Source organism: Mesorhizobium sp. 113-1-2, assembly GCF_016756475.1.
Taxonomy (GTDB): Bacteria; Pseudomonadota; Alphaproteobacteria; order Rhizobiales; family Rhizobiaceae; genus Mesorhizobium; species Mesorhizobium loti_C.
This window is the reverse complement of the sequence record NZ_AP023242.1, coordinates 3,896,168-3,917,211: the sequence shown is the minus strand read 5'-3', so window position 1 is coordinate 3,917,211 and position 21,044 is coordinate 3,896,168. Positions and strand designations below refer to the sequence as shown.

Sequence of the window (21,044 nt, the reverse complement as noted above, 5' to 3'; positions counted from 1 at the left end):
GCAGCGGTCTGGACTAACAGCTTCCGATCGGGCAGGAGTTCGCCCCATGCGCAAGCTTCTCGTCATCGGCATCGGCGCCGGCAATCCCGACCACATGACCGTGCAGGCCATATCAGGCCTGAACCGTGCCGATGTGCTGTTCATCCCAGACAAGGGCGCCAAGAAGAACGACCTTGCCGAATTGCGGCGCGAGATTTGCGACCGCTTCGTCACCAACCTCAAATCGCGCCGCGTCGAATTCGACGTGCCGGTGCGCGCCGAACCGACATCCTCCTACCGCTCGACCGTCGACGACTGGCACGAAGCCATCGCCGCTATCTATGAAGCCCTGATCCGCGACGAGCTTTCCGAGAATGGCTGCGGCGCCTTCCTGATCTGGGGCGACCCTTCGCTCTACGACAGCGCGCTGCGTATCCTCGAGCGGGTGCGCCTGAGGGACAATGTCGCCTTCGAGTTGGAGGTCATCCCCGGCATCACCGCCATCCAGGCGCTTGCCGCCAGTCACAGAATGGCACTGAACCGCATCGGCGATTCCGTGTTGATCACCACTGGCCGCCGGCTGACCGAGGAAGGCTTGCCCGCCAATGCTGGCGCGGCAGTGGTCATGCTCGATGGCAAATGCGCCTTCAACACGCTCACCGACAAGGATGTCTTCATTCAGTGGGGTGCCTATCTCGGCACGCCTGACGAGATCATTCTCTCGGGCCGCATCGGCGATGTCGGCGCCGAGATCGAAAAAGTCCGCGAAGAAGCCCGTCGGCAAAAGGGCTGGATCATGGATACCTATCTGCTGCGCAAGCCCGGCGAGCCGGACGATATCTAGCCAGCGTCGGCGCCGCATGGGTAACAAGTCCGGCGAGACGGTTTGGTGGCTCGCAAGAGTCAGAAAAAACAGCGTATTATGCTAATTTGATAATCAAGCGCCGTCTCGCGGAACCCACCCGTGCGGCGTATATCACATATATTGACGTTAAATTCACAGAATTGTATGATCAGTTGGCCGGTTCGAATCCCGCCGCTGTTTCCATCGGCGGCTGCAATCGGCAACGGCGGATCCCGGCGAGGATGATTTCCATGATGTTCAGCGCCACCCTTGTTCAGGACCAATTCGCAACGCTTACCGGCTCACGCTGAACGGGATCATCATGTCCAGCCTGCTTGGGATCGACAACGGCCTGACGGTGACGAAGGCAGTGATCTTCGATGCAGATGGCTCGCAGCTGTCGGTGGCCAGGCGCCGCGTGCCGCAATCCATGCCGCATCCCCGCTGGGTCGAACGCGACATGCTGGGCCTCTGGCAGGCGACCGCCGAGGCGATCAGGGAAGCCATTGCTCTCAGCGGCAGGCCGGCTGACGACATCAAGGCCGTGGCGGCGACCGCGCATGGCGACGGGCTGTACCTGCTCGACAGGAACCGCCAGCCGCTCGGCCCCGGAATATTATCGCTCGACAGCCGCGCCGGCGAAATCGTCGATGGATGGACCAAGGGTTCGGTTTTTGCCGATTCTCTCGCGCTGACCGGGCAGGTTCCGCACGCTTCGGCACCATCGGCGATACTGGCCTGGCTGAAAAAGCACGACCCGGAACGTTTCAGCCAGATCGGCCATATCGTCGGGTGCAAGGACTGGCTGCGCTTTTGCCTGACGGGCACCGTCGGCACCGATCTGACCGAGGCGAGCACCTCGTTCACCGACGTGCGCACGCAAGCCTACGCGCCCGAGGCGATGCGCATCTTTGGGCTGGAAGAACTGTTCGCGGCTTTGCCCGGAGTTGCGCATTCGGCCGACATTGTCGGCTACGCCACCGCAGAGGCGGCAGCACTGACCGGGCTTGCCGAAGGCACCCCTGTCGCTTGCGGCCTGCACGACGTCACCGCCTCGGCGCTTGGCATTGGCGGCCACGAGGATGGCGTGGTCAGCATCGTCGCCGGCACCTACTCGATCAACGAAGTGGTCTCCGCCGAGCCGCGCACCGATCCGCGCTGGTTCTGCCGCAACGCCATCGACCACGGCCGCTGGAACAACATGTCGATCTCGCCGGCCTCGACGGCGAATTACGACTGGTTTCTCGACACGCTCTGCCGCGCCGAACAGGACGAGGCCAGGAAGACCGGCGGCTCGATCCACCAGATGCTGGCGACCGAAATCGACACCGCGCTGAAGAAGCCGTCAACCCTGCTCTTCCACCCCTATCTGTTCGGTTCGCCCTACGGCAATTCCGCCAGCGCCAGCTTCGTCGGCTTGCGCGGCTGGCATGACCGCGGCGACATGCTGAAGGCGGTGCTGGAAGGCATAGCCTTCAACCACCGCACCCATGTCGAAGCCCTGCGCGACGGCTTTGCCGTTCGCGAGGTGCGGCTGACCGGCGGCGGCTCGCGCAATCCGGCCATCGCGCAGATGTTCGCCGACGTGCTCAACGTGCCGGTGATCGTCACTGCGACCGACGAGGCGGCCGCCTACGGCGCCGCCCTTTGCGCCGGCGCGGCAATCGGCCTGTTCGCCTCGCCGCAGGACGGCGCGCGCGCCACCTGCACGGTGAGCCGCGAATACCGCCCGGACCCGGCACGCAGCGCCGTCTTCGACGAGCGTTATTCCATCTATGGCCGCGTTGCCGAACAGCTCAGGCCGAAATGGGCGGAAATCGAAAGCCTTGCAGAGCAGGAAATGGGGGGCACGGCATGATCAAGGCCGACGAACGGCGCGAAGAAATCGCCGAATACGTGATAAAACTCGGCCAGGTGCGCATCGACGATCTGGTCGAGCATTTCGGCGTATCGCGCATGACCATCCACCGCCACATCGACCAGTTGGCGCACCAAGGCGTGCTGCGCAAGCTGCATGGCGCCGTCACCGTGCAGCCATCCGGCCTCTACGAAAGCGCCTTCCGCTACCGGGTGACGGTTGGGCGGGCGGAGAAGGACGCGCTGGCCCGTGCCGCGATGGATTATGTCGAGCCGGGACAGGCGATCATCCTGGACGATTCGACCACGGCCAATGCCGTTGCGCCGCTACTGCTCGAGGTCACGCCGCTGACCGTCATCACCAACAGCGTGTCGACGGCGGCCTTGCTGACCAATGTCGACGACATCGACTTCATCTGCCTCGGCGGCCAGTACCATCGCACCTACAACGCCTATATCGGCATCGTCTGCGAGAATGCGATCTCGCGACTGCGCGCCAATCTCTTGATTTGCTCGGCATCGGCGATCAGTGGCACCACGGCCTTCATCCAGGATCAGCATGTGGTGCGGGTCAAGCAGGCGATGATGGGGGCGGCGATCAAGCGCATTCTTCTGGTCGACCATTCCAAGTTCGACAAGGTGGCTCTGCACGTGCTCGACGACCTGATCAGCTTCGAGGCGGTCCTGGTCACCGACGGCATCAGCGACAAGCATGCGCAAAAGCTGGAGCAGGCCGGGGTTCAGTTGCGCGTCGTCAAGACGGCGAGGCCATGACATCAACGGCCGAAAGCCATCACGGCTCCGAGCGCCATGGCGCACCCGATGAGGGTGATATCGATGTTGTCATCCTCGGCGCCGGCATCAACGGAGCCGGCCTGTTTCGCGATCTCAGCGCGCAGGGCGTCAGCTGCTGCATTGTCGACAAGGCGGATTTCGGCTCCGGCACCAGTGCGGCGCCGTCGCGCCTGATCCATGGCGGGCTTAAATATCTCGAAACCGGCGAATTCGGGCTGGTGGCGCAGTCGACGCTGGAGCGCAACCTGCTGCTCAAGAACGCTCCGCACTATGTCTCACCGCTGCCGACGGTCATTCCGATCTTCTCCTGGAGCAAGGGCATGTGGGCGGCGCTGCGCACGCTGCTGGGCTCGACCAGCGCGCCGCGCAGCCGAGGTGCTGTCCTCATCAAGATCGGCCTGATGATCTATGATTTCTACGGCTCCAGGCACCGGGTGATGCCGCGCCATCGGCTCGTCGGGCGCCGTCAGGCGCTGCGCGACATGCCGGCGCTGACCGGCTCGATCGTCGCCACCGGCACCTATTACGACGCCAAGATCACACACCCCGAACGGCTGGTGCTCGAGCTGATCGCCGACGGGCTGGAGGCCAATCCCAACTCCAGCGCGGCCAACTACACCGCGCTGGTCTCTTCCTCGAACGGAGTGCTGGCCTTCCGGCGGGAGAATGGCGGCGAATTCTCGCTGCGGCCGAGACTGGTCGTCAACGCCGCCGGCCCATGGATCGACCATGTCAACGCAGCACTCGGCGCGCCGTCCAAGATGATCGGCGGCACCAAGGGCTCGCACATCCTGTTGAAGCACGATGCCCTGGTGCAAAGCCTGGCTGGGCGCATGCTCTATTTCGAGGCCGATGACGGCCGCATCTGCCTTGTCTACGACTATCTCGGCAAGGCGCTCGTCGGCTCGACGGATCTTGCGGCCGACAATCCGGATACGGTCCGCTGCGAGCCGGCGGAAATCGATTATCTGCTGGAAAGAGTGCGCACACTGTTGCCGGGCATGCGGTTCGAACGCGACCAGATCGTCTATGCCTATAGCGGCATCAGGCCCCTGCCCGCATCCGACGCCGCTTTCCCCGGCCTGATCAGCCGCGACCATTCGGCGCCGGTGGCGGAACCGGAGCCGTCGCGCCCCTTCCCGATCATCTCGCTGATCGGCGGCAAATGGACGACATTCCGCGGTTTCGCCGAGGAAGTCGCCGACACCGTGCTTGATCGTCTTGGCCGCGCCCGCAAAGTGACGACGCGCTCGATGCCGATCGGCGGCGGCAAGGACTTCCCGGCCGACACAGCGGCGCGGTCGAGATGGCTGGTCAGTGCCGCATCGGCCTCAGGCATCGACCAGGCCCGCCTCGACCAGTTGCTGTCGCGCTATGGCACCAAGGCGTCGCGGATAGCCCGCCACCAGGGCGCATCGAGCAATGAAGACCGCTTGCCGGACTCGAGCGACTACAGCGTGTCGGAGATCGACTACATCGCTCGCAATGAATTCGTCGAACATCTCGCCGATATCGTCATGCGGCGCACGACCCTGGCGATCAGCGGTTCCCTGACGATAGGCGACTTGCAGCAGGTCGCCATCGTTGCTGGCCGGGCGATCGGCTGGACCCCGCAAAGGACCAGCGAGGAGATCGATCAAGTTGTCACGCAGCTCAACGGCGCCAATTTGATGGGGCTGTAACCGGAGCGCCGCGCCAAACTGGCCTGAGCGCGGCACCGCCACCTTGCCGGCTTGAAGCAACCGTATCACGGCATCTGTGAGATATTGTTGATTTCTAAAAACTCAATAAAATCAATAGCATTGCTCGATCTATGGCAGTCGTATGGTCACATGAATGTTACATTATCGGCGAAGTATCACAGACATTGACGGTAATTTCACATCGATGTATGGTCGATTGCGTTGGAGGAGCACGCTGCGGGAGGGGTCGATGCAGCGGACCGACCGTCCAGCGGCTTATGCGGCGCTTCACGCCAACAAAATGGAATGCCACCCCTCATCGCCGCCACTGCACAGGTCGTCACAGCATGAGTTCGCAGCCAGCAGCCACCACGATGAACCGGCGAGGATCGCCTGGCCTGCGCTGGGTGGCCGTCGCGGTCGCGATCCTGGTGCTGCTCGGCGCGATGATCCTCGACACCAAGATCGTCATGATCGGCTCGGCCGAGGACACCCGCAAAGCCGCGTTTTCGCCGGAGGCGTTCGGCAAGGCTGAATTTCCGAACGTGCAATCCGCCGTGGAACAGCGCGCCGTCGATGCGCCGACGCTTGCCGCGGCCATCGCCAAGGACAAGGCGGCGGCGGAGAAACAATATGGCGTGCCGGCCAATGTCGGCACCGAATTCTCGGTCAAGTTCACCGGTGTGGTCGGCGAAGGAAAGTCGGGCATCTACACCGTCAAGGTCGCCGACGTTCCGGACAATCTGGTCATTCGCGTCCAGACCGGGCCGGCGATCAACGGCACCGATCTGCGCGACGCCACCGGCGCGATCACCTTCGGCCAGTTCACCAACCAGATCGAGTACCAGAACGCGGGCTCGGCCCTGAACAATGAGATGAAGAAGCAGGTGCTGTCGGCCATCGACAACACCCAGCTCACCGGCAAGACCATCTCGGTCGTCGGCGTCTTCAAGCTGATCAATCCCAAAGGCTGGCTGGTCGCGCCGGTGAAGCTGAGCGTCCAATGAATGCGGCGCCCGAGTTCGAGCCGGCGCCGGGCGACACCGTGCTTGCGGCCCGCCACATCGTAAAGACCTATGGCGGCACGCATGCGCTGAAAGGCGTCAATTTCGACATACGTCGCGGCAAGGTCACGACGCTGTTCGGCGAAAACGGTGCCGGCAAGTCGACATTGATGAAGATCCTGTCCGGCGTGACGACGCCGACTTCGGGAAGCATCGAGCTCGACGGCCAGTCCGTCACCTTCTCTTCCGCTTCCGACGCCCGCGATTGCGGCATCTCGATCATCCATCAGGAACTCAGCCTCGCGCCCAATCTCAGCGTGCGCGACAACATCTTCATGGGCCGGGAAATACGCGGCGCGACCGGCGTCGATTTTGCCGAGGAAGCCCGCCAGACGCGGCTGCTGATGGCCGAGCTCGAGGAAGACATCGATCCGCTGACGCTGGTCCAGGACCTGCGCCTGGGGCAGCAGCAGATCGTCGAGATCGCGCGCGCGCTTTCGGTCGATTCGCGCATCCTGATCATGGATGAGCCGACTTCGGCGCTGAGCGCCACCGAGGTCGAGGTGCTGTTCAGGGTGATCCGCGACCTGACCGCCCGCGGCGTTTCGATCGTCTACATCTCGCACCACCTTGAGGAGGCGTTGCAGATCACCGACTATGCCGTGGTGCTCAGGGACGGCGCGATCACCGCGACGGCCAACGCCAGGCACATCAACCTCGAATGGATCGTCCGCAACATGGTGGGCGAGAACTTCGACCTCGGCTCGCCGCCCACCGGCTATGCCTTCGGCGAGGTCGCTCTGTCGGTCGAGGACGTCAGCGTCGCCGATGCCTCGAGTTCGGAACGGTCCGTGGTCGACAGGCTGTCGCTTGCCGTGCGCAGCGGCGAGATCGTCTGCATCTATGGGCTGATGGGCGCCGGGCGCACCGAATTGCTGGAATGCATCGCCGGGCGCCTGCAGCCATCGGGCGGGCGCATCCTGCTCGAAGGCAACGACATCTCCCGCCTCGGAATTGCCGAACGCATCGCCCGGGGGCTCGTCCTGGTGCCCGAGGACCGCCAGCGCGACGGCCTGGTGCAGACCATGTCGGTCGGCGCCAACCTGTCGCTCGCCAGCATCGGATCCTTCGTCAGGGGAATGTTCTTGTCGCGCTCGCAGGAGCGGTCGCTGGTCGAAGCCTCCATCCGCGACGTGCACGTCAAGACCGCGGGCGGCAGCGCGCCCATCGGCTCGCTGTCCGGCGGCAACCAGCAAAAGGTCGTCATCGGCAAGATGCTGACCACCAATCCCAAGGTCATGCTGCTAGACGAGCCGAGCCGCGGCATCGACATCGGCGCCAAGGCGGAGGTGTTCCGGCTGCTCAGCGAACGGGCGGCCCGCGGGCTCGCCGTCGTCTTCTCGACCTCGGAAGTCGCCGAATGCCTGAGCATCGCGCACCGGATCATCGTCATGCATCGCGGCAGGATCTCGGCCGAATTCACTGCCGATGCCACGAAGGAAGAGATCATGGCCGCTTCCGGCGAGGCCGTGGTCTCCGACCATGAAGAACACAGGAGCCACCACCGTGACCGACGCTAGCCCCGATCGCAGCCGCTCCCCGAGGGTTTCGCCAAGGGTTTCGACCGACGGCTTCAGCCTGGCCAAGCTTCTGCTGGAGGGCCGCGCCTTCTTCGCGCTGATCGCGATCATCATCGTCTTCTCGCTGCTGTCTCCCTACTACTTCTCGGTCGGCAATTTCCTGACCATGGCCTCGCATGTCGCCATCTTCGGCATACTGGCGGTCGGCATGCTGCTGGTCATCCTCAATGGCGGCATCGACCTGTCGGTCGGCTCGACGCTGGGCTTCTCCGGCGTGATCGCCGGCTTCCTGATGCAGGGCGTGCAGCTGACCTCGTTCGGCGTCATCCTCTACCCGCCGGTCTGGGTCGTCGTGGTGCTGGTCTGCGTGCTCGGCGCCCTGGTCGGCCTGGTCAACGGCGTTCTCATCGCCTGGCTGAAGGTGCCCGCCTTCGTCGCCACGCTCGGCATGCTCTACGTCGTGCGCGGCGCGGCGCTGCTGATGACCAACGGCCTGACCTACAACGATCTCGGCGGCAAGCCGGAACTCGGCAACACAGGCTTCGAGTGGCTCGGCTTCAACCGCCTGCTCGACATCCCGATCGGCGTGCTGGTCATGGCCGTCATTGCCCTCATCGGCAGCATCATCCTCAACCGCACCGCCTTCGGCCGCTGGCTCTACGCTTCCGGCGGCAACGAACGCGCCGCCGAACTCTCCGGCGTGCCGGTCAAGCAGGTGCAGGTCTCGGTCTATATGCTCTCCGGCATTTGCGCGGCGGTGGCCGGTCTTATCCTATCGTCCGAACTGACCTCGGCGGGACCAACCGCCGGCACCTCATACGAGCTCACGGCAATTGCCGCCGTCGTCATCGGCGGTGCGGCTCTGACCGGTGGCCGGGGCAACATCCGCGGCACGCTGGTCGGTGCCTTCGTGATCGGCTTCCTGTCCGATGGTCTGGTGATCATCGGCGTCTCTGCCTATTGGCAAACAGTGTTCACCGGCGCGGTCATCGTGTTGGCGGTGCTGCTCAACGCCATCCAGTATCGCCGCCGCGTCAAGCTTCCGAGCCCGACCGGCGGCTCGCCCACTTCTCCACAAAAGGACAAGGCCACAACGGCCGATCCCGCCCTCGAGAAGACTGCCGGTTGACCGGCGCGATTGCTAACCAAAGGAGGAACTCTATGTATCGCAGTGCCAGAATTCTGATGCTCTCGGCCTTCGCCCTGGCCGCACCGATCGTCGCGGCAAGCGCGGCGTCGGCCGGTGGCCTCATCTCGATCATCGTCATCGATCCCGCTAACCCCTACTGGCTCACTGAAGGCAATGTCGCCAAGGCCGAAGCCGAGAAGCTCGGCTACACCGCGACCGTCGGCGCCTCCAAGGCCGACACCAACACCGAGAGCAAGCTGATCGACACGGCGATCACCAACAAGTCCGTGGCCATCATCCTTGACCCGGCCGATGCCAGCGGCTCGATCGGCGCTGTGAAGAAGGCGATCGCCGCCAACATCCCGGTCTTCCTCGTCAATGCCGAGATCAACCAGGAGGGCCTCGCCAAGGCGCAGCTTGTCTCGAACAACGCCCAGGGCGCAGCACTTGGCGGCCAGCAATGGGTGACGGCCATCGGCGAGAAGGGCAACTATGTCGAACTGCTCGGCGCGCCATCCGACAACAACGCCGCGACACGGTCTAACGGCTACGAGACCGTGATCAGCCAGTATCCCGACCTCAAGAAGGTCGGCTCGGAAGTCGCCAACTGGGACCGCACCCAGGGCCACGACAAGATGCAGAGCCTGCTCCAGGCTCATCCCGACATCATCGGCGTGACCAGCGGCAATGACGAGATGGCGCTCGGTGCGATCGCGGCACTGAAAGAGGCTGGAAAACTGTCGAGCATCAAGGTCGGCGGCTTCGATGGCTCGCCGGACGCTGTCGCCGCCATCAAGGCCGGCGACCTGCAATACACCGTGCTGCAGCCGGTGGCCGTCTACTCGGCGAAGGCCGTGCAGCAGGCGGACTCCTTTATCAAGACCGGCAAGACGGGTGCTGCGACCGAGAAGCAGCTGTTCGACTGCCTGCTCATCACCAAGGACAATGTCGACAAGTACACGGCTCCGTTCACGCTCTCGGAGTAAGAAACCGACGAGGGGTGGCCTTTCGGTCGCCCCTCTCCTGTTCCCGCCGATCACTCAGCCCGCATCGATCTCCGCCTGCAGCGCATCCATATGCGTCGCCGCTGCGGCGGTCGCTGCGCGCTCGATGGCGCGGAAACGGCTGACCACCGCCAGGCCGATGGCCGTCAGCTGCGCGCCGCCGCCCTTGCGGCCGCCGGTCTGTGCCGCAACCAACGGCTTGCCGAACACCCGGTTCATGTCCTCGACCAAGTCCCAGGCGTGCTTGTAGGACATTTCCATGCCGCGCGCGGCGGCCGAGATCGAGCCAAACGTGGCGATGTGCTCCAGAAGCTCGATCTTGCCCGGACCAATCCGCCCGTCTGGATCGAGATTTATCCGCAAGCTCAGCGATGGCATCTTTGCTCCTCCGCGGTCACCTCCACTTCGGCAAAACCGCTATTCCAAAATAATATAGCGCCGATCGCCGCACCTGTCAGCCATCGACCTCGAGCGGCAGGCCGGCGCCGGTGTTGGCCTGGTCGAAGCTCACTGTCTTGACCACCGCGAAAACCTTGCCGCCGAGCCGCAGCTTCAGCGCCTGCCGCGACTGTTCGGTGATGCGGGCCAGTACCGTTGCGCCATTGCAGTCGATGCCGACCTCGACCGCCGGCCCCTCGCCCGGGCGGATCGCGACGATCGTACCTTGCAGGATGTTGAGCGCGCTGAGGCCCGTCGGCCTCTCCGTGGCGATCATCACATCACGGGCACGAATGCGGACACGCACGGGAGCGCCGGGCTTCATTGCAAGGCGCGGCACACGGATCTCGCCGGCGGCCGAGCCGAGCACGGTCATGCCGAACACCTCATCGTGACTCAGCACTTTCGTGTCCAGCACCGCCCCGCCCTCGCCGCGCTCCTCCGCCGGCAGCAGGTCGAGCCTTTGCATCACCGCCTCGGTCGGACCGCTGGCAACGACCTTGCCTTGCGCCAGCATCACCACGTCGCTCGCCAGCCGCGCCACTTCGGCGATGGAATGGCTGACATAGACGATCGGGATCTTCGTCTCGTCGCGCAGCCGTTCGATATAGGGCAGGATCTCCGCCTTGCGCGCCTCGTCGAGCGAGGCCAGCGGCTCGTCCATGAGCAGAAGTTTCGGACTGGCGAGCAGCGCCCGGCCGATCGCCACGCGCTGCTTCTCGCCGCCGGAGAGTCTTGCCGGGCGCCGCCCAAGCAGCGGACCGATGCCGAGCAGTTCGACAACGGCATCCATCTCGGCGTAGCGCTCTGATGGCGGCGTGAACCAGCGGCCGTAGCGCAGATTGCTGGCCACGCTCATATGCGGGAACAGCCGCGCGTCCTGGAACACCATGCCGATCCGGCGCCTGTGCTTCGGCACGAAAATGCCGGCATCGGTATCGACCAGCACGCGGCCGTCGACCGCGATGCGGCCCTTGTCGGGCCGGATCAGCCCGGCGATCATGTTGATGAGCGAGGTCTTACCGGAGCCTGACGGCCCGAACAGCGCCGTCAGCCGCCCGGCGCTCTCGAAGCGCGCCTCGATGGCGACATCGCCGAGCCGGTGGCCGATGTCGACGAGGACGCTCATTCGATATCCATCCGACGCCCGACTCGCCGCGCCAGCACTTCCGAGGCGACCAGCGCCGCCATCGAGATGACGATCGAGATCAAGGTCAGTCGCAGCGCGCCCTCATCGCCGCCCGGCACCTGCGTGAACGTGTAGATCGCCGAGGGCAGTGTCTGCGTCTCATTGGGAATGTTGGAGACAAAGGTGATCGTCGCGCCGAACTCGCCCATCGCCTTGGCGAAGGCCAGGATGGCGCCGGCGATCAGGCCGGGCAGGATCAGCGGCAGCGTGATGGTGGCGAACACCCACAGAGGATTGGCGCCCAACGTCCCCGCCGCCGCCTCCATCTTGCGGTCCACCGCTTCGATCGACAGCCGGATCGCCCGCACCATCAGCGGAAAGCCCATGACGGCGCAAGCCAGCGCCGCACCCGTCCAGCGAAACGAGAAGACGATGCCGAAATGCTCGGCCAGGAAGGCGCCCGCCGGACCGCGCTTGCCGAAGGTAAGCAGCAAGAGATAGCCGGTCACCACGGGCGGCAGGATCAGCGGCAGGTGGACCACGCCGTTGAGCAGCGTCTTGCCCCAGAATTGTCCGCGGGCAAGCAACAGGGCAATCAAGATGCCCGGCGGTAGGCTGAAAAGCATCGCCACGGTCGCCACCTTGATGGACAGCCGGACCGCATTCCATTCGTCGGGAGTGAGGTCCAGCAGCCAGGTCATATTGCGCTATCGGGCCCTTTTCAGTTGCTCGGCGTGAGCACGGTAAAACCCTGTTCCTTGAAGAGCGCGCCGGCCTTGGCGGACTGCAGGCATTTCAGGAAAGCCGGCGTATCCTTGTCCTTCGAATCGGCGATCTGGGCAACCGGATAGATGATCGGCGGATGCGAATCCTCGGGGAAGGTGCCGACCACTTTCACGCCCTTTTCGGCATGCGCGTCGGTGGCATAGACGATGCCGAGCGCAGCCTCGCCTGTCGAAACCAGCTTGAGCGCCGCGCGGACATTCTCGGCCTGCGCCACCTTGCCCTCGACCGAGGACCAGACGCCGAGCGATTCCAGCGCCGCCTTGCCGTACTTGCCGGCCGGCACCGCCTTGAAGTCGCCCATGGCGAGCTTGCCGTCGCCGACCAGCTTGGCGAGGTCGAAACCCTTCTCGATCTTGGTTGCAACCGTCGAATCCTTCGGCGCCACCAGCACGATCTCGTTGCCGAGCAGCTTCACCTCGGTGTCCGGCTTGGTCAGCTTCTTGTCGGAGAGATATTTCATCCAGTCGAGATCGGCTGAGATGAAGACGTCAGCCGGTGCCCCGCCCTCGATCTGCTTGGCCAGTGCCGAGCTCGCCGCATAGGAGACGGTCGCGGCCTCGCCGACATCGGCCTGACAGGATTTGTTCACCGCATCGAGCGCGTCCTTGAGGCTGGCCGCCGCGAACACCACGACCTTGTCTTGCGCATATGCGGCCGGCACCGCCGCCATCAACGTCGCCGCAAGACCGCCAATGGCGATCGCCCTCAACCCGAAATCTTTGCGCGTCATCGAAAACTCTCCCTGGTTTGAAATCCGTTCGGCGCGAAGCCTGCCGATCGATATATCCGTATGAATATAACAAGGGAAGGCCTGGCAGCTTTCGAAAACGCCTATGCCCGTCGATTGTTCTGCTAAGACGAGCGGGAAACCCTAATGCGTGCCGCCCAAAAGTGACCTCGGTTTTGGGGGAACGACATGCATAGAAGCAAAGGAGAGCCCAATGAAGATCAGCGCCCGCAACGTCCTCAAGGGAACGATCACCGAGATCGTCAAGGGGGCCACCACTTCGCATGTCAGGATTGACATTGGCAGCGGCGCCATCGTCACCGCCTCGATCACCAACGAAGCGGTCGCCGACCTGAAACTCGAAAAGGGCAAGCAGGCCTATGCCGTGGTCAAGGCCTCGGACGTGATGGTCGGGGTCGACTGAGTCCAGCGGCTCAAACGGCGATCGGCGCCTTGATGCTGGCATCGGCGACGTAGTTTTCCAGCTGGAAATCCTCGAAGCGGAAGGCGAACAGATCCTTCACCTCCGGATTGATCCACATTGTCGGCAGCGCCCTCGGCGTACGCCGCAATTGTTCGCGTGCCTGTTCGAAATGGTTCGAATAGAGATGCGCATCCCCCAGCGTGTGGACGAAATCGCCCGGCTTCAGCCCGGTCACCTGCGCCACCATCAGCGTCAGCAGCGCGTAGGACGCGATGTTGAACGGCACGCCGAGGAAGATGTCCGCCGAACGCTGGTAGAGCTGGCAGGAAAGCCGGCCCTCGGACACGTAGAACTGGAACAGGCAGTGGCAAGGCGGCAGCGCCATGGCTTCCACCTCGGCCGGGTTCCACGCCGAGACGATCAGCCGCCGCGACTGAGGATTGCGACGTATCTCCTTCAGAAGATTGGCGATCTGGTCGATCGAGCCGCCATGGCCGTCCGGCCAGGAGCGCCACTGCTTGCCGTAGACCGGGCCAAGGTCGCCATTCTCGTCGGCCCATTCGTCCCAGATCGTGACGCCGTGGTCGGTGAGGTATTTGATGTTGGTGTCGCCGGCCAGGAACCACAGGAGTTCATGGATGATCGACTTCAGGTGCAGCTTCTTGGTGGTGGTGACCGGAAAGCCGCGCGCCAGATCGAAGCGCATCTGGTAGCCGAAGACGGAGCGCGTGCCGGTGCCCGTGCGGTCGCCGCGATCGGCGCCGTTGTCCAGCACATGCTGCAAGAGGTCGAGATACTGGCGCATCGGTTCCGGCTCGATTCGAGGTTTCGCCAATCATAGCGCATGTCAGCGCTGACGCCACACCTGTCTGAGGTCTTCCCCACCAGGATAGGAAGCGGAGCCGTCTTTGGAACTCGCCCTGGCGGGCCGGATGCGCAGAAGGCCGCGCTGATCGGCCGCCAGAGTAGAACTATTCTGAGGTCTCACAGGGAGCCGAGTTTGCCCAGATCCTTGGCCACCAGATAATAGAAGGTCACACGGCTCTTGGTGTTGTCGGCGTGCATCGCCTTGCAGGTCTTCTCGATCGAGGCGTCGGCCTTGGCCCCGTCGCTGACGCCGAGCTTCTTGGCCACCCAGCTCTCCTTGACGCGCTCGAGCTCCTTCGGATCGGTGCAGGACACCAGCGAAGAATCGCGGTTCCTGAGCGCAATGCCCAGATGCTTGACAATCTTTTCGACCGCGTCGGCGCTGGCGCCCGCGTCGTACTTCTTCACATCCGCAAAATAGTCGGCCATCAAAATTCCCCTCGTCGGCGCCACGGATCCGATCGATGAGGGCTGTGGCGCGCTTCGCAATCTGTGCGCTAGGTCGGTAACTCCTCACCGCTCGCAAAGCTTCCGTTGAGACCGCGCCCAAGTCAACCCTTGCCGTCGCAATTTGACATGAGCGACAAAGCCTCATTGCGGCCTTTCATTTCCGCGCAACGCCCCCTATATTCGTTTTGTCGGCTTGACCGACTATGGCGATAAATGGGCGATGAAATAAGCCGTTCGGACCCGGGGGCGGTACCCGGCGCCTCCACCAAAAGCCGCTGTTGACGACAGAGCGGTTTTTGCTGGGGGCGAAATAGGATCGACGAAGGTGTAAAGATCGTACTTTTGCCCGGCATTGTACCGCCGTCATCGGGCTAAACTTATAGTTGCCAACGACAACTATGCGGAAGCTCGTCTCGCTGCTTAATGCAGTGCGAACGCTTCAAATCAAGCCCTAGGGGTTCGCACTTCTAGGCGGGGTTCGGAGGTACCTGGCAACAGAAACCTCCACTTCTCCCCCTCTCAATCACGTCATGCGTAACGGCCGCTTTTTGCGTCCGGACTTCGCACGGTCTCGGCCACGAAGCCCCGCATCGCGTGCTTCCTTCTCCATGGGCAAAAATGCAAAACGATTCCGATCGATTCTTCGTGCTGACCGGCGGCCCGGGCTCCGGCAAGACCACCCTGATCGAAGCCTTGCGCCGGGTGGGCTTTGCGACGTCAGTCGAAGCCGGACGCGGCATCATCCGCGACCAGCGCGCCATTGGTGGATCCGCCCTGCCCTGGGAGGATCGCACGCTATTCGCCGAACTGATGCTGTCCTGGGAGATGCGCTCATATCAGAACGCGATCGAACGGAAGGGGCCGGTCTTCTTCGATCGCGGCGTGCCTGACACGCTTGGCTATCTCAGGCTGAGCGGCTTGCCCGCGGCAGCACACATCAGAACCGCCGCCATGCGTTTCCGTTACAATCCGCGCGTGTTCATCGCTCCGCCCTGGCCGGAAATTTTCGCGCAGGATGAAGAACGCAAGCAGACACCGGACGAGGCCGAGCGCACTTACCATGCGCTGGCCGGCGTCTATACGGAGCTGGGCTACGAACTGGTTCCGCTGCCCCTGGCGCCGGTCGAGGCGCGGCTGCGTTTCGTGCTGGCCAAGGCAGGGCTGAAATAAAAAAGGCCGGGAAAACCCGGCCTTTTCATGGGTTTGCAAACAGTGCTACTCCGCCGGCGCTTCGACCACCTCGCGCGAGCGGCCGAGCGTGACCTTGGCCAGCGTGAAGGAAATCACCGCGCAGAGCGTGATGCCGGCGACCATCGGCAGCGGCGTGCCGTCGAAGAACAAGCCGGCGACGCCCATGGCGAGCGCGCCGATGGCGAAATGCAGCGTGCCCATCAGCGCCGACGCGGTACCGGCGATCTCGCCATGCTCTTCCATGGCCAGCACCGACGTGGTCGGTATGACGAGGCCGAGGAAGCCGTAGCCGACGAACAGCAACGCCGCCATCACGTCAAGCCGGTCGACGCCCGTCGCCATGATCGCCAACAGCACCACCATCGTCGACGCATAGCCGGTGACTGCCACCCACACCACGCGCTTCAGCCCGAAGCGCCCGGCCAGCAGTCCCGTCAGCTGCGACATGCCGATGAAGGCCACCGCATTGATCGAGAAGAACACGCTGTAGACCGAAGGCGACAGCCCGTAATGGTCGATCAGGATGAAGGACGAGCTCGACAGATAGACAAAGAAGCTCGCAATGCCGAAGCCGGCGATCGCCACCAGGCCGAGGAAGTTGCGGTCGCCCAGCAGGAAGCGATAGCCGGCAAGTGCGGTGCCGAAGGAGGAACCGACGCGTTCCTCAGCCGGCCGCGTCTCCTTGAGCGAGGTCGCGAGCAGGATGGTGGCGAGCGCTGCCGCGCCGGTCACCGTCCAGAACACGGCGCGCCAGCCGAAATTCTCGATGATCTGGCTGCCGGTCAGCGGCGCCAGGATCGGCGACACCGAAAACACCAGCATCAGCAAGGACATCAGCTTGGCCGCCTCATTGCCGGTGTGCAGGTCGCGCACGATGGCGCGGGGTATGGCCATGCCGGCGCTGGCGCCGAGGCCCTGCAGGAAGCGGAAGGCGATCAGCCACTCGATGGTCGGCGCCATTGCCGAACCGATGCCGCCGACCATGAACAGCGCAAGGCCGCCATAGAGCGGCAGCTTGCGGCCGACCATGTCGGAGATCGGCCCGACGACGATCTGGCCAAAACCCATCGACAGGAAGAAGATCAGCAGGCTCATCTGCACGGCGGCGGTGCCGGCGTGCAGATCCGCGCCAATCGACGGCAGTGCGGGAAGATACATGTCGATGGCGAACGGGCCGATGGCGGACAACAGGCCGAGCACGACCGCGATGCGGAGGAATTTGGGACTCATGATATTGGCTTCTTTCGAAATCTGGTTGCCGCCGCCAGGCGACGTCTAACCCTAGGACGTTCCATCCCATGAGACACCGACACCGAAGGAGCGAATTCTATTCGTCCCCGGTGCGAAATCTCTTTATCGTATGTCCACAAAATTAGACACTCTTGTCCAAATCGTCAATCACCTCTATATAGATTTTCATGAGAGCGAGCGTTTCTCCTGACACTTTCCCGCCACGCGGCCACGAGGCCAAGCGCCTGTCCATCGTCGACGCCGCCGCCGGCGTGTTCTGCCGCGAAGGCTTCGCCGGCGCCAATATCGACCTGATCGCCGCGGAGGCCGGCGTGTCACGCCAGACCGTCTACAATCACCATGGCGACAAGGAAAAGCTCTTCATGGCCGTGGTGCGCGACCTCACCGAGCGCTGCAATGTCGGCATCTTCGCCACCATCGCCACCTTTCCCGACCAGCCAGGCGATCTCGAAGCGGATTTGATCGGCTTTGCCGTGCGCCTGAACCAGAACTGCATCTGCAACCGCGACGGAAAATTCCTGCGCAAGCTGATCCAGACCGAAGGCGAGCGCTATCCCGAATTGTTTGCCGAATGGCGCGAACAAGGTCCGGGCAGGACATGGCCGGCAATTGCCGCCCGCTTCGCTCGCCTCGCCTATGGCGGCCACCTCACCATCGACGACCCCGACGTCGCGGCGCGCCAATTCCTCGGCCTGGTCAATGCCGAACTGCAGACCACCTTCATGCTCGGCGGCACGCCCGGCGAGGACGAGGTGGTGCAATCGGCGACGAATGGCGTGCGCACTTTCCTGCGCGCTTTCGGCAAACGCCCTGCCCCGGGCAGCGTCAAAAAGCACACTGCGCTGGCTAACGCATAACATTTGCAGTTGCCGCCAGGCCGCCTTGCCGATCAAATCGTTGGCAATAGTCCTCGCTTAGGCGTGGCGGCCGCCTATATCAGGTTTACGCCGCGCTCAAGCTTGATTACAGCTATGCGGACGATTCAACGGAACCCGACCACCACATGGCCGACGACCACATCCGCTACGACATTCTGGCCCAGGAGGCGTTGCGCGGCGTCATGCGCAAGGTCCTGGCCGAAGTCGCACGCACCGGCCTCCCCGGCAACCATCACTTCTTCATCACCTTCCTGACCGGCGCGCCCGGCGTGCGCGTCTCCTCGCGGCTGCGCGAACGCTATCCCGAACAGATGACCATCGTCATCCAGTTCCAGTATTGGGACCTCAAGGTGACCGACACCGGCTTCGAGGTAGGCCTGTCCTTCTCCGACGTGCCGGAGAAACTCGAAATCCCGTTCTCAGCCGTGCGTGGCTTCTACGATCCCTCGGTCAATTTCGAGCTCGAGTTCGACGTCAAGACCGATGCCCAGCCCGACGAGGAGCCGGCCCAGCCGGCGGCCGAGCCGCTGACCATCGTTTCCGAGAAGAAGCCGAAGGCCGAGACGAAGGCTGCCGCCGAGCCGGAGAAGAAGCCCGCCGCGGCTGACGCCGGCGCCAAGGGGGCCGAAGTGGTTTCGCTCGACGCCTTCCGCAAGAAATAGGCTCCCGGGCCATGGCCGACATCGTCAACCTCCGCCAGGCTCGCAAGCAGAAGGCGCGGGACGAGAAGACGCGCGTCGCCGAACAAAACCGGGCCCTGCACGGCCGTTCCAAGGCGGAGAAGCAACGCGACAGGCTGATTGCCGACAAGGCCGAGAAATTTGTCGCCGGCCATCGCCTCGATCCGTCCGGCAAGGACGAGCAGTGAGTCTCCGGCCGTGAGCGTCGTCGAAAAGCGCTCGGTGACCATTCGCGGCCATCGCACCAGCTATTCCCTCGAAAAACCCTTCTATGACGATCTGGTCGCCATCGCTGCGGCGCGAAAACTGACGCTGGCCGCACTCGTCGCCGAAGTCGACGAGACGCGGCCCCGCGACACCAACCTGTCCTCGGCGCTGCGGCTCTATGTCCTGGAATGGGCGAAGCGTGGGGCGAACGCCTAGACTCCCTCGACCGCGTCCGTCTTATTCCCGCGCCTTGTGCCGAAATCAAGCAAGGTCGAGCGGTCACGCTCCTCGGCCTGCTTGCGCGACCGCACGCGCATCAGATCCTTCCAGCCGACATAGCCGACCAGTTGCAGGCTTTCGCGGGCGACGACCGGCAGATGCGAGACGTTGGCCATCAGCAGCTTGTCCGAAAGGCCTTCCAGATATTCGTCGGGATAGGCAAGCGTCACCTTGCTGCCGGCCAACAATTCGCCGAGCGTCGTCGTCCTGTGCTTGCCGGCACGGCGCCAGCGCAGGATCGCCGGCGGATCGATGAGGCCGAGCACCTGCCTGTTCTCGTCGATGACCGGGAAGCTCGGATGCCGCGTTTCCGGCGCGGTCAGGAACGCCGCAGCGCCATGCAGCGTCATCGTCGCCGGCACGCTTTCGACCTGCGACGTCATCACCTCGCGCACCCTGGTCAGGGCGAACGGATCGACGCGATATTCGCGCACCAGATGATGCCCACGCCTCGCAACTTTTTCAGTCAGGATCGAGCGCTTCATCAAAAGCACGGTCACGGCATGCGCCGTCGCGCAGGCTGCGATCAAGGGGACGAGCACATGCGTGTTGCCGGTCAGTTCCACGGCGAAGAAAGTAGCCGTCAGCGGTGCCCGCATCGTGCCGCCCATGGTCGCGGCCATGGCCAGCAGCGCCCAGAAGCCCGGATCCGCCGCCGGCAGGATGCCGGCGAGCACCGCCCCCATGGCGCCACCCATGATCAGCAGCGGCGCCAGCACGCCGCCGGACGTCCCTGAACCGAGCGCCACCGACCAGATGATGGCCTTGACCACCAACAGCATCAGCGCGGCGGCAGCAAGCGTGCGGCCATCCAGCATGTCGGCGATGTTGTCATAGCCGACACCGAGCGCCCGTGGCTCGATCAGTCCGCCGATGCCGACCACCAGGCCGCCGATCATCGGCCACCACATCCAGTGGATGGGCAGTTTCTGGAAGGCATCCTCGCAGGCATAGACCATCTGGGTGAGCAGCCCCGACAGCAGGCCGGCGCAGATACCGACCAGAACCCAGCCGCCAAGCCCGACAAACGAGACCGCCATGCCACCCTGAAACGGAAAGATCGGCCCGGGCAGATGCAGCACGGTACGCTCGACTTCGGCAATGATCGCGGCAACCGCCACGGGGATGAAGGAGCGCGGCGTCCATTCGAACAGCAGCAGTTCCACCGCCAGCATGATGGCCGCGATCGGCGTGCCGAACACGGTGGTCATGCCGGCGGCGGCACCCGCCACCAGCAACGTCTTGCGTTCGTTGTCGCTGACCGGCAGCATTTGCGCGATCAGCGAGCCGATGGCGCCGCCGGTCATGATGATCGGCCCTTCGGCGCCGAACGGCCCGCCGGAGCCGATCGAGATTGCCGACGACAGCGGCTTCAGGATCGCCACCTTGGCGCCGAGTTTTGAACGCCCGAGCAGGATCGCCTCGATCGCTTCGGGAATGCCATGGCCACGGATCTTCTCGCTGCCGTAGCGCGCCATCAGGCCGATGATCAGCGCGCCGATCACCGGCACCACCACCGCGGCAAGCCCAAGCGGCGTATCCTGCAATTTCAGATCGGCGAGCGTGAACTGGCCGAAATAGGCGATGTTGGTGGCAAGCCGGATCAGTTTCAAAAGCACGATGCCGGCGAACAGCGCTGCCGTGGCCACCACCACGGCTATGGTGGCAATGGTCAGCACGCGCGCGTCGGTGGTGAAATCCCTGAGATGGCCGTTTTCGGAGGGCTTCATGGCTGGCTTTCTGGCGGTGGCCGGATCTCGGATATGCCGGCATGGCGAAGACGCCAGCCGGCTTTGTCGGCTCGCTATGTATCGTAACACGATATAAATTCAAGCCGGTTTTGCAGCAAAATCGTTTGAGCCT

Annotated in this window: 22 protein-coding genes and 1 other RNA gene; 15 read left to right on the top strand and 8 right to left on the bottom strand. The window is 63.7% G+C overall.

From position 1 onward, the window contains the following. Positions 1-46 precede the first annotated feature (46 nt). The 8 genes from cobF to JN279_RS18885 all read left to right on the top strand — a co-directional run bounded on the left by cobF (position 47) and on the right by JN279_RS18885 (position 9,856). Positions 47-823, top strand: coding sequence for a precorrin-6A synthase (deacetylating) (gene cobF / locus JN279_RS18920; protein WP_096447310.1), 777 nt, complete (start codon positions 47-49; stop codon positions 821-823). A 322-nt stretch (positions 824-1,145) separates the two neighbouring features. Continuing rightward, positions 1,146-2,681, top strand: a complete 1,536-nt coding sequence (locus tag JN279_RS18915; protein ID WP_096447312.1) for an FGGY-family carbohydrate kinase — start codon at positions 1,146-1,148, stop codon at positions 2,679-2,681. Further along, positions 2,678-3,454, top strand: coding sequence for a DeoR/GlpR family DNA-binding transcription regulator (locus tag JN279_RS18910; protein WP_202353593.1), 777 nt, complete (start codon positions 2,678-2,680; stop codon positions 3,452-3,454). The genes JN279_RS18915 and JN279_RS18910 overlap by 4 nt, the downstream gene beginning before the upstream one ends. Then, positions 3,451-5,157 carry a glycerol-3-phosphate dehydrogenase/oxidase gene (locus JN279_RS18905; protein WP_096447316.1) on the top strand — a complete coding sequence of 569 codons (1,707 nt, stop codon included), beginning with the start codon at positions 3,451-3,453 and terminating at the stop codon, positions 5,155-5,157. The genes JN279_RS18910 and JN279_RS18905 overlap by 4 nt, the downstream gene beginning before the upstream one ends. Before the next feature lie 347 nt (positions 5,158-5,504). Beyond that, positions 5,505-6,164 (top strand): DUF2291 domain-containing protein, encoded by a 660-nt coding sequence (locus JN279_RS18900; RefSeq protein WP_096447318.1) that lies wholly within the window; start codon positions 5,505-5,507, stop codon positions 6,162-6,164. After that, complete coding sequence (locus JN279_RS18895) at positions 6,161-7,741, top strand: sugar ABC transporter ATP-binding protein (protein ID WP_096447320.1); 1,581 nt, start codon at positions 6,161-6,163, stop codon at positions 7,739-7,741. The genes JN279_RS18900 and JN279_RS18895 overlap by 4 nt, the downstream gene beginning before the upstream one ends. After that, positions 7,704-8,870: an ABC transporter permease gene (locus JN279_RS18890; protein WP_202353592.1), complete on the top strand. Its 1,167-nt coding sequence runs from the start codon at positions 7,704-7,706 to the stop codon at positions 8,868-8,870. Before JN279_RS18895 ends, JN279_RS18890 begins: the two co-directional genes overlap by 38 nt. Positions 8,871-8,902: 32 nt before the next feature. Beyond that, the gene (locus tag JN279_RS18885; RefSeq protein ID WP_181823900.1) at positions 8,903-9,856 is read left to right on the top strand and encodes a D-ribose ABC transporter substrate-binding protein; all 954 of its coding nucleotides are present in this window, start codon (positions 8,903-8,905) and stop codon (positions 9,854-9,856) included. Positions 9,857-9,910: 54 nt separating this feature from the next. Here JN279_RS18885 and JN279_RS18880 read toward each other — a convergent pair whose 3' ends face one another. From JN279_RS18880 to modA, 4 genes are all read right to left on the bottom strand, one after another. Further along, a complete protein-coding gene (locus JN279_RS18880; RefSeq protein ID WP_095202221.1) occupies positions 9,911-10,252 on the bottom strand; it encodes a winged helix-turn-helix domain-containing protein in 342 nt (113 codons plus the stop codon). Positions 10,253-10,328: 76 nt separating this feature from the next. Then, on the bottom strand, positions 10,329-11,441 hold the full coding sequence (gene modC / locus JN279_RS18875; RefSeq protein ID WP_202353591.1) for a molybdenum ABC transporter ATP-binding protein: 1,113 nt from the start codon (positions 11,439-11,441) through the stop codon (positions 10,329-10,331). Continuing rightward, positions 11,438-12,142, bottom strand: coding sequence for a molybdate ABC transporter permease subunit (gene modB, locus JN279_RS18870; protein ID WP_096447324.1), 705 nt, complete (start codon positions 12,140-12,142; stop codon positions 11,438-11,440). Before modB ends, modC begins: the two co-directional genes overlap by 4 nt. Positions 12,143-12,162: 20 nt before the next feature. Continuing rightward, on the bottom strand, positions 12,163-12,957 hold the full coding sequence (modA, locus tag JN279_RS18865) for a molybdate ABC transporter substrate-binding protein (protein WP_096447326.1): 795 nt from the start codon (positions 12,955-12,957) through the stop codon (positions 12,163-12,165). A gap of 211 nt (positions 12,958-13,168) precedes the next feature. On the opposite strand from modA, the gene JN279_RS18860 reads away from it, so the two are divergent. Next, entirely contained in the window at positions 13,169-13,378 is a 210-nt protein-coding gene (locus JN279_RS18860) for a TOBE domain-containing protein (protein ID WP_096447328.1), read from the top strand. A gap of 10 nt (positions 13,379-13,388) precedes the next feature. On the opposite strand, the gene JN279_RS18855 is transcribed toward JN279_RS18860, so the two are convergent. Both JN279_RS18855 and JN279_RS18850 read right to left on the bottom strand, forming a co-directional pair. Further along, positions 13,389-14,183: a thymidylate synthase gene (locus tag JN279_RS18855; protein WP_096447330.1), complete on the bottom strand. Its 795-nt coding sequence runs from the start codon at positions 14,181-14,183 to the stop codon at positions 13,389-13,391. Positions 14,184-14,362: 179 nt separating this feature from the next. Further along, positions 14,363-14,674, bottom strand: coding sequence for a DUF2853 family protein (locus JN279_RS18850; RefSeq protein ID WP_096447332.1), 312 nt, complete (start codon positions 14,672-14,674; stop codon positions 14,363-14,365). 169 nt (positions 14,675-14,843) lie between these two features. Between JN279_RS18850 and ssrA the strand changes: the two genes are divergently transcribed. Both ssrA and JN279_RS18840 read left to right on the top strand, forming a co-directional pair. Next, positions 14,844-15,204: a transfer-messenger RNA gene (gene ssrA, locus JN279_RS18845) on the top strand. A gap of 109 nt (positions 15,205-15,313) precedes the next feature. Next, positions 15,314-15,865, top strand: coding sequence for an AAA family ATPase (locus JN279_RS18840; protein ID WP_096447334.1), 552 nt, complete (start codon positions 15,314-15,316; stop codon positions 15,863-15,865). A 45-nt stretch (positions 15,866-15,910) separates the two neighbouring features. Here JN279_RS18840 and JN279_RS18835 read toward each other — a convergent pair whose 3' ends face one another. Then, positions 15,911-17,116, bottom strand: coding sequence for a multidrug effflux MFS transporter (locus tag JN279_RS18835; RefSeq protein WP_096447336.1), 1,206 nt, complete (start codon positions 17,114-17,116; stop codon positions 15,911-15,913). 188 nt (positions 17,117-17,304) lie between these two features. Between JN279_RS18835 and JN279_RS18830 the strand changes: the two genes are divergently transcribed. The 4 genes from JN279_RS18830 to JN279_RS18815 all read left to right on the top strand — a co-directional run bounded on the left by JN279_RS18830 (position 17,305) and on the right by JN279_RS18815 (position 19,118). After that, the gene (locus JN279_RS18830; protein WP_096447338.1) at positions 17,305-17,994 is read left to right on the top strand and encodes a TetR/AcrR family transcriptional regulator; all 690 of its coding nucleotides are present in this window, start codon (positions 17,305-17,307) and stop codon (positions 17,992-17,994) included. Between the two features lie 146 nt (positions 17,995-18,140). Continuing rightward, positions 18,141-18,677 carry an SspB family protein gene (locus tag JN279_RS18825; protein WP_096447340.1) on the top strand — a complete coding sequence of 179 codons (537 nt, stop codon included), beginning with the start codon at positions 18,141-18,143 and terminating at the stop codon, positions 18,675-18,677. Between the two features lie 11 nt (positions 18,678-18,688). Further along, a complete protein-coding gene (locus JN279_RS18820; protein ID WP_096447342.1) occupies positions 18,689-18,883 on the top strand; it encodes a DUF4169 family protein in 195 nt (64 codons plus the stop codon). 10 nt (positions 18,884-18,893) lie between these two features. Then, a complete protein-coding gene (locus JN279_RS18815; protein ID WP_096447344.1) occupies positions 18,894-19,118 on the top strand; it encodes a ribbon-helix-helix domain-containing protein in 225 nt (74 codons plus the stop codon). Here JN279_RS18815 and JN279_RS18810 read toward each other — a convergent pair. After that, entirely contained in the window at positions 19,115-20,911 is a 1,797-nt protein-coding gene (locus JN279_RS18810; protein WP_096447346.1) for a chloride channel protein, read from the bottom strand. The genes JN279_RS18815 and JN279_RS18810 overlap by 4 nt on opposite strands. Positions 20,912-21,044: the final 133 nt, after the last annotated feature.

Bases quoted from the DNA above. Each gene is read 5' to 3' on its own strand.
- modB (WP_096447324.1), bottom strand. From the start codon at position 12,142: ATGACCTGGCTGCTGGACCTCACTCCCGACGAATGGAATGCGGTCCGG.
- JN279_RS18825 (WP_096447340.1), top strand. From the start codon at position 18,141: ATGGCCGACGACCACATCCGCTACGACATTCTGGCCCAGGAGGCGTTG.
- JN279_RS18830 (WP_096447338.1), top strand. From the start codon at position 17,305: ATGAGAGCGAGCGTTTCTCCTGACACTTTCCCGCCACGCGGCCACGAG.
- cobF (WP_096447310.1), top strand. From the start codon at position 47: ATGCGCAAGCTTCTCGTCATCGGCATCGGCGCCGGCAATCCCGACCAC.
- JN279_RS18890 (WP_202353592.1), top strand. From the start codon at position 7,704: ATGAAGAACACAGGAGCCACCACCGTGACCGACGCTAGCCCCGATCGC.
- JN279_RS18810 (WP_096447346.1), bottom strand. From the start codon at position 20,911: ATGAAGCCCTCCGAAAACGGCCATCTCAGGGATTTCACCACCGACGCG.
- JN279_RS18915 (WP_096447312.1), top strand. From the start codon at position 1,146: ATGTCCAGCCTGCTTGGGATCGACAACGGCCTGACGGTGACGAAGGCA.
- JN279_RS18880 (WP_095202221.1), bottom strand. From the start codon at position 10,252: ATGCCATCGCTGAGCTTGCGGATAAATCTCGATCCAGACGGGCGGATT.
- JN279_RS18850 (WP_096447332.1), bottom strand. From the start codon at position 14,674: ATGGCCGACTATTTTGCGGATGTGAAGAAGTACGACGCGGGCGCCAGC.
- JN279_RS18860 (WP_096447328.1), top strand. From the start codon at position 13,169: ATGAAGATCAGCGCCCGCAACGTCCTCAAGGGAACGATCACCGAGATC.
- JN279_RS18895 (WP_096447320.1), top strand. From the start codon at position 6,161: ATGAATGCGGCGCCCGAGTTCGAGCCGGCGCCGGGCGACACCGTGCTT.
- JN279_RS18900 (WP_096447318.1), top strand. From the start codon at position 5,505: ATGAGTTCGCAGCCAGCAGCCACCACGATGAACCGGCGAGGATCGCCT.
- modC (WP_202353591.1), bottom strand. From the start codon at position 11,441: ATGAGCGTCCTCGTCGACATCGGCCACCGGCTCGGCGATGTCGCCATC.
- JN279_RS18835 (WP_096447336.1), bottom strand. From the start codon at position 17,116: ATGAGTCCCAAATTCCTCCGCATCGCGGTCGTGCTCGGCCTGTTGTCC.
- JN279_RS18910 (WP_202353593.1), top strand. From the start codon at position 2,678: ATGATCAAGGCCGACGAACGGCGCGAAGAAATCGCCGAATACGTGATA.
- JN279_RS18840 (WP_096447334.1), top strand. From the start codon at position 15,314: ATGCAAAACGATTCCGATCGATTCTTCGTGCTGACCGGCGGCCCGGGC.
- JN279_RS18820 (WP_096447342.1), top strand. From the start codon at position 18,689: ATGGCCGACATCGTCAACCTCCGCCAGGCTCGCAAGCAGAAGGCGCGG.
- modA (WP_096447326.1), bottom strand. From the start codon at position 12,957: ATGACGCGCAAAGATTTCGGGTTGAGGGCGATCGCCATTGGCGGTCTT.
- JN279_RS18885 (WP_181823900.1), top strand. From the start codon at position 8,903: ATGTATCGCAGTGCCAGAATTCTGATGCTCTCGGCCTTCGCCCTGGCC.
- JN279_RS18855 (WP_096447330.1), bottom strand. From the start codon at position 14,183: ATGCGCCAGTATCTCGACCTCTTGCAGCATGTGCTGGACAACGGCGCC.
- JN279_RS18905 (WP_096447316.1), top strand. From the start codon at position 3,451: ATGACATCAACGGCCGAAAGCCATCACGGCTCCGAGCGCCATGGCGCA.